The sequence below is a fragment of the Salmonella sp. SG203 genome, assembly GCF_013350575.1.
Lineage (GTDB): Bacteria > Pseudomonadota > Gammaproteobacteria > Enterobacterales > Enterobacteriaceae > Salmonella > Salmonella enterica.
Map to the genome: position 1 here is coordinate 1 of NZ_SNMT01000051.1, position 6,269 is coordinate 6,269.

Consider the following 6,269-nt stretch of genomic DNA (forward strand, 5'->3'; position numbering starts at 1 on the left):
CGGGACGAGAGGACGCTGTTTCGCGGGCTGTCGTTCACCGTGGACGCCGGGGAGTGGGTGCAGGTCACCGGCGGCAACGGCGCCGGAAAAACCACCCTGCTGCGCCTGCTGACCGGGCTGGCGCGCCCGGACGGCGGGGAGGTGTACTGGCAGGGCGAGCCCCTGCGCCGCGTGCGCGACAGCTTCCATCGCAGCCTGCTGTGGATAGGGCACCAGCCGGGGATTAAAACCCGCCTGACGGCGCGGGAGAACCTGCACTTCTTCCACCCCGGCGACGGCGCGCGTCTCCCGGAGGCGCTGGCGCAGGCCGGGCTGGCGGGATTTGAGGACGTGCCGGTCGCTCAGCTCTCGGCCGGGCAGCAGCGCCGGGTGGCGCTGGCCCGCCTGTGGCTGACCCGCGCCGCGCTGTGGGTGCTCGACGAGCCGTTCACCGCCATTGACGTTAACGGCGTGGCGCGCCTCACCCGGCGGATGGCGGCGCACACGGCGCAGGGCGGGATGGTCATTCTCACCACCCACCAGCCGCTGCCGGGGGCCGCGGACACCGTCCGCCGCCTGGCGCTGACCGGCGGGGGGGCCGGGCTGTGATGTGGCGTGTCTTCTGTCTCGAACTGCGCGTGGCGTTCCGCCACGGCGCGGACATCGCCGGCCCGCTGTGGTTCTTCCTGATGGTCATCACCCTGTTTCCGTTAAGCGTCGGGCCGCAGCCGCAGCTGCTGGCGCGTATCGCGCCGGGCATCATCCAGGTGGCGGCGCTGCTGGCCTCGCTGCTGGCGCTGGAGCGGCTGTTTCGCGACGACCTGCAGGACGGCAGCCTGGAGCAGCTGATGCTGCTGCCGGTGCCGCTGCCGGCGGTGGTGCTGGCGAAGGTGCTGGCGCACTGGGCGGTGACCGGCCTGCCGCTGATGATGCTCTCCCCGCTGGTGGCGCTGCTGCTGGGGATGGACGTGTACGGCTGGAAAATCATGGCGCTGACGCTGCTGCTCGGCACGCCGGCGCTGGGGTTTCTCGCCGCGCCGGGCGTCGCGCTGACGGCCGGGCTGCGGCGCGGCGGCGTCCTGCTGGGCATTCTGGTGCTGCCGCTGAGTGTCCCGGTGCTGATTTTCGCCACCGCGGCGATGGACGCGGCATTGATGCATTTACCCGTTGACGGCTATCTGGCGGTGCTGGGGGCGCTGCTGGCGGGCAGCGCGACGTTAAGCCCGTTCGCCACCGCGGCGGCGCTGCGCATCAGTACGCAGTAGCGCCCCGGCACGACGGACATTTTACTGGTTTCAGGAGGTCAGGTGACGACTATGTGGAAAACCCTTCATCAGCTGGCGGCGCCGCCCCGGCTGTATCAGATTTGCGGCAGGCTTGTGCCGTGGCTGGCGGCAGCCGGCATCATCGCGCTGGCCACCGGCTGGGTCCGGGGCTTTGGTTTCGCCCCGGCGGACTACCAGCAGGGGGAGAGCTACCGCATTATGTACCTGCATGTCCCGGCGGCCATCTGGTCGATGGGTATCTATGCGGCGATGGCGGTGGCGGCGTTCACCGGGCTGGTCTGGCAGATGAAAATGGCCAGCCTTGCCGTCGCGGCGATGGCGCCGGTGGGGGCGGTGTACACCTTCATCGCGCTGGTCACCGGCGCGGCGTGGGGTAAACCGATGTGGGGCACCTGGTGGGTGTGGGACGCGCGCCTGACCTCGGAGCTGGTGCTGCTGTTTCTTTACGCCGGGGTCATCGCCCTGTGGCACGCCTTTGACGACCGTAAAATGGCCGGGCGCGCGGCGGGCATTCTGGTGCTGGTCGGCGTGGTGAACCTGCCGGTTATCCACTATTCCGTCGAGTGGTGGAACACCCTGCACCAGGGCTCGACGCGGATGCAGCAGAGTATCGACCCGGCGATGCGCTCGCCGCTGCGCTGGGCCATCGCCGGCTTCCTGCTGCTTTTTATGACGCTTTCGCTGATGCGGATGCGCAACCTGATTTTACTGATGGAAAAACGCCGCCCGTGGGTGAGCGAACTGATACTGAAAAGGGGGCACCGGTGAGTCCGGCATTTTCATCGTGGAGCGATTTTTTCGCCATGGGCGGGTACGCCTTTTTTGTCTGGCTGGCGGTGGCGATGACCGTGGCGCCGCTGGCGCTGCTGGCGCTGCACACGGTGCTGCAGCGCCGGGCCATTCTGCGCGGCGTGGCGCAGCAGCGGGCGCGCGAGGCGCGGATGCGCGCCGCACAGGCGCAACAGGAGGCCGCGTGAACCTGCGACGTAAAAACCGGCTATGGGTGGTCTGCGCGGTGCTGGCGGGCCTGGCGCTGACCACCGCCCTGGTCCTGTACGCGCTGCGCGCGAATATCGACCTGTTCTATACCCCAGGCGAAATCCTCTACGGCAAGCGCGAGACGCAGCAGCTGCCGGCGGTGGGCCAGCGCCTGCGCGTCGGCGGGATGGTGATGCCCGGCAGCGTCAGGCGCGACCCGGACTCGCTGAAGGTGAACTTCAGCCTCTACGACGCCGAAGGGTCGGTGACGGTGAGCTATGAGGGGATACTGCCGGACCTGTTCCGCGAGGGACAGGGGGTGGTGGTGCAGGGCACCCTGGAGAAGGGCAGCCACGTCCTGGCGCACGAGGTGCTGGCCAAACATGACGAGAACTACACCCCGCCGGAAGTGGAAAAGGCGATGCAGGAAAACCACCGCCGCCCGCAACGCGCTGATAAGGACACCTCATCATGATGCCTGAATACGGCCACGCGCTGCTGTGCCTGGCGCTCGGCGTGGCGCTGCTGCTGTCCGTTTACCCGCTGTGGGGCGTGGCGCGCGGCGACGCGCGGATGATGGCGTCGGCCGGGGTGTTCGCCTGGCTGCTGTTTATCTGCGTGGCGGGCGCGTTTTTCGTGCTGGTGCACGCCTTTGTGGTTAACGACTTCACCGTGGCCTATGTCGCCGGCAACTCGAACACGCAGCTGCCGGTGTGGTACCGGGTGGCCGCCACCTGGGGGGCGCACGAGGGCTCGCTGCTGCTGTGGGTGCTGCTGATGAGCGGCTGGACCCTGGCGGTGGCGGTGTTCAGCCGGCCGGTGCCGGCGGATATCGTCGCCCGGGTGCTGGCGGTGATGGGGATGGTCTGCGCCGGTTTTCTGGCGTTCATCCTGTTCACCTCCGGCCCGTTCGCCCGCACGCTGCCGGCCTTTCCGGTGGAGGGGCGTGACCTGAACCCGCTGCTGCAGGACCCGGGGCTGATTTTCCACCCGCCGCTGCTGTACATGGGCTATGTCGGCTTCTCGGTGGCCTTCGCCTTCGCCATCGCCGCGCTGCTGAGCGGGCGTCTGGACAGCGCGTTCACCCGTTTTGCCCGCCCGTGGACGCTGGCGGCGTGGGTGTTCCTGACGCTGGGCATTGTGCTCGGCTCGGCGTGGGCCTACTACGAGCTGGGCTGGGGCGGCTGGTGGTTCTGGGACCCGGTGGAGAACGCCTCCTTTATGCCGTGGCTGGCGGGTACCGCCCTGCTGCACTCGCTGGCGGTCACGGAACAGCGCGCCGGCTTCAAGGCGTGGACGCTGCTGCTGTCCATCTGCGCCTTCTCGCTGTGCCTGCTGGGCACCTTCCTGGTGCGCTCCGGGGTGCTGGTGTCGGTACACGCCTTCGCCTCCGACCCGGCGCGCGGGATGTTTATCCTCGCCTTTATGGTGCTGGTCACCGGCGGCTCGCTGCTGCTGTTCGCCGTGCGCGGGCACAGGGTGCGTTCGCGGGTGAACAACGCGCTGTGGTCGCGCGAGTCGCTGCTGCTCGGCAACAACGTCCTGCTGATGGCCGCCATGCTGGTGGTACTGCTGGGCACCCTGCTGCCGCTGGTGCACAAACAGCTGGGGCTGGGCAGCATTTCGGTGGGGGAGCCGTTCTTTAACACCATGTTCACCTGGCTGATGGTCCCCTTTGCCCTGCTGCTGGGGGTGGGGCCTTTAGTGCGCTGGGGCCGGGACCGGCCGCGTAACATCAGGACGCTGCTGCTCACCGCCCTGGTCTCCACCCTGGTGCTGTCGGTACTTTTGCCATGGCTGCTGGAAGATAGAATCATCGCCATGACGGCGGTGGGGATGGCGATGGCCTGCTGGATTGCGGTGCTGGCGGTGGCCGAAGCCGTACAGCGCGTGTCCCGCGGCACGAAAACCTCTCTCAGCTACTGGGGAATGGTGGCGGCGCACCTCGGGCTGGCGGTGACGATTACCGGCATCGCCTTCAGCCAGAATTACAGCGTGGAGCGTGACGTGCGGATGCGGGCGGGCGACAGCGTGACCATTCACGACTACCGCTTCACCTTCCGGGAGGTGCGGGACATCACCGGCCCCAACTACCGCGGCGGGGTGGCCCTCATCGGGGTGACGCGCCACGGCGAGCCGGAGGCGGTGCTGCACGCGGAGAAACGGCTCTACAACACCAGCCGGATGGTGATGACCGAGGCGGCGATTGACGGCGGGCTGACCCGCGACCTGTACGCCGCGCTCGGGGAGGAGCTGGACAACGGCGCGTGGGCCGTGCGCCTGTACTACAAACCGTTTGTCCGCTGGATATGGGCCGGGGGACTGCTGATGGCGCTGGGCGGGCTGCTGTGCCTGGCGGACCCGCGCTACCGCCGCCGTAAACCATTGCCGGAGGCCGGATGAAACGCAACGTACTGTTATTACCGCTGCTGATTTTTCTGCTGATTGCCGCGGCGCTGCTGTGGCAGCTGGCGCGCAACGCGCAGGGGGATGACCCGACGAATCTCGAATCGGCGCTGACCGGGAAGCCGGTGCCGGCGTTTCGCCTGGAATCGCTGGAGACGCCGGGTCAGTACTATGAGGCGGAGGTGCTGACGCAGGGGAAACCGGTGCTGCTTAACGTCTGGGCCACCTGGTGCCCGACCTGCCGCGCCGAGCATCAGTACCTGAACCAGCTTTCTGCGCAGGGTATCCGGGTGGTGGGGCTGAACTATAAGGACGACCGGGCGAAGGCGGTGGCCTGGTTAAAGGAACTGGGCAACCCGTATGCGCTGAGTTTATCGGACAGCGACGGGATGCTGGGGCTGGACCTGGGCGTGTACGGCGCGCCGGAAACCTTCCTCATCGACGGCAGGGGGATTATCCGCTACCGCCATGCGGGCGATTTGAATGCCCGGGTGTGGGAGAGTGAACTGAAACCGCTGTGGGACAGATACAGCCGGGAGGCGGCGCAATGAGACTGTTACCGGGCATGGTGATGCTGATGCTGGTGCTGGTTATCGCCGGGTCAGCGCGGGCGACCACCGACGTGATGCCGTTTAAAGATGAAGCGCAGGAGCAGCAGTTCCGCCAGCTCACGGAGCAGCTGCGCTGCCCGAAATGCCAGAACAACAGCATTGCGGACTCGAACGCGATGATAGCCACCGACATGCGCCGCAGGGTGTATGACCTGATGCAGGAGGGGAAGAGCCGCCAGGAAATCATCGATTACATGGTGGCGCGCTACGGCAACTTCGTCACCTACGACCCGCCGCTGACCCCGCTGACGGTGCTGCTGTGGGTGCTGCCGCTGGCCGCCATCGTGGCGGGCGGGTGGATAATCGTTGCCCGCACGCGCCGGCGGGTGCGCCTGCGCCGGGAGCCGCTGCCGGCGGACACCCCGGTTTGCGGCGCGCGCGCCGGGTGGGGCGTTTACGTGCCGGGGGCCGTCATTGCGCTGGCGGTCGGCGCCGGCAGCTACGCCCTGACCGGCAGCTATCCGCAGGTGAGGGCCTGGCAGCAGGCAACGGCGCAGACGCCCGGGCTGCTGGCGCGGGCGCTGGACCCGCAGGCGCAGCCGCTGAATGAGGAGGAGATGGCGCGGCTGGCGCTGGGGCTGCGCACCCGCCTGCAGAATGATGCCGGCAATGTTGAGGGCTGGCTCATGCTGGGGCGCACCGGTATGGTACTGGGTAATGCCGGTACCGCCACCGGGGCCTATGCGAACGCGTACCGTCTGGACCCGAAAAACCGCGATGCGGCGCTGGGCTACGCGGAGGCGCTGACGCGCTCGTCCGACCCGGAGGATAACCGCCGCGGCGGGGAGCTGCTGCGTCAGCTGGTGAGCCGCGACCACACGGATATCCGGGTGTTAAGCCTGTATGCGTTCAGCGCCTTTGAGCAGCAGCGCTTTGGCGAGGCGGTGGCGGCCTGGGAGATGATGCTGAAGCTGCTGCCGGCGGGTGACGCCCGGCGGGCGGTGATAGAGCGCAGTATCCGGCTGGCGCAGGAGAAATAAGACCCTGACGGCCCGGTGGCGTGGCGCCA

General features: G+C 67.9%; 8 protein-coding genes. All 8 read left to right on the forward strand.

What is annotated here, in order from left to right; genetic code table 11:
* On the forward strand, positions 1 to 588 hold a 588-nt coding region (ccmA, locus tag HV477_RS27390; RefSeq protein WP_100494702.1), incomplete at its 5' end, for a cytochrome c biogenesis heme-transporting ATPase CcmA.
* Complete coding sequence (ccmB, locus tag HV477_RS27395; RefSeq protein WP_079899316.1) at positions 585 to 1,244, forward strand: heme exporter protein CcmB; 660 nt, start codon at positions 585 to 587, stop codon at positions 1,242 to 1,244. The genes ccmA and ccmB, both read left to right, overlap by 4 nt.
* A gap of 51 nt (positions 1,245 to 1,295) precedes the next feature.
* Positions 1,296 to 2,033 (forward strand): heme ABC transporter permease, encoded by a 738-nt coding sequence (locus HV477_RS27400; RefSeq protein WP_000266003.1) that lies wholly within the window; start codon positions 1,296 to 1,298, stop codon positions 2,031 to 2,033.
* Complete coding sequence (gene ccmD / locus HV477_RS27405) at positions 2,030 to 2,242, forward strand: heme exporter protein CcmD (protein ID WP_000074110.1); 213 nt, start codon at positions 2,030 to 2,032, stop codon at positions 2,240 to 2,242. Before HV477_RS27400 ends, ccmD begins: the two co-directional genes overlap by 4 nt.
* Positions 2,239 to 2,718 (forward strand): cytochrome c maturation protein CcmE, encoded by a 480-nt coding sequence (gene ccmE / locus HV477_RS27410; RefSeq protein ID WP_001053609.1) that lies wholly within the window; start codon positions 2,239 to 2,241, stop codon positions 2,716 to 2,718. Before ccmD ends, ccmE begins: the two co-directional genes overlap by 4 nt.
* Positions 2,715 to 4,646, forward strand: coding sequence for a heme lyase CcmF/NrfE family subunit (locus HV477_RS27415; RefSeq protein WP_079899317.1), 1,932 nt, complete (start codon positions 2,715 to 2,717; stop codon positions 4,644 to 4,646). The genes ccmE and HV477_RS27415 overlap by 4 nt, the downstream gene beginning before the upstream one ends.
* On the forward strand, positions 4,643 to 5,200 hold the full coding sequence (gene dsbE, locus HV477_RS27420; RefSeq protein WP_000828293.1) for a thiol:disulfide interchange protein DsbE: 558 nt from the start codon (positions 4,643 to 4,645) through the stop codon (positions 5,198 to 5,200). The genes HV477_RS27415 and dsbE overlap by 4 nt, the downstream gene beginning before the upstream one ends.
* On the forward strand, positions 5,197 to 6,240 hold the full coding sequence (locus HV477_RS27425) for a cytochrome c-type biogenesis protein CcmH (protein WP_044815690.1): 1,044 nt from the start codon (positions 5,197 to 5,199) through the stop codon (positions 6,238 to 6,240). The genes dsbE and HV477_RS27425 overlap by 4 nt, the downstream gene beginning before the upstream one ends.
* The last annotated feature ends 29 nt before the right edge of the window (positions 6,241 to 6,269 follow it).

Coding starts and splice junctions, on each gene's coding strand:
- HV477_RS27400 (WP_000266003.1), top strand. CDS start 1,296: ATGTGGAAAACCCTTCATCAGCTGGCGGCGCCGCCCCGGCTGTATCAG.
- HV477_RS27415 (WP_079899317.1), top strand. CDS start 2,715: ATGATGCCTGAATACGGCCACGCGCTGCTGTGCCTGGCGCTCGGCGTG.
- dsbE (WP_000828293.1), top strand. CDS start 4,643: ATGAAACGCAACGTACTGTTATTACCGCTGCTGATTTTTCTGCTGATT.
- HV477_RS27425 (WP_044815690.1), top strand. CDS start 5,197: ATGAGACTGTTACCGGGCATGGTGATGCTGATGCTGGTGCTGGTTATC.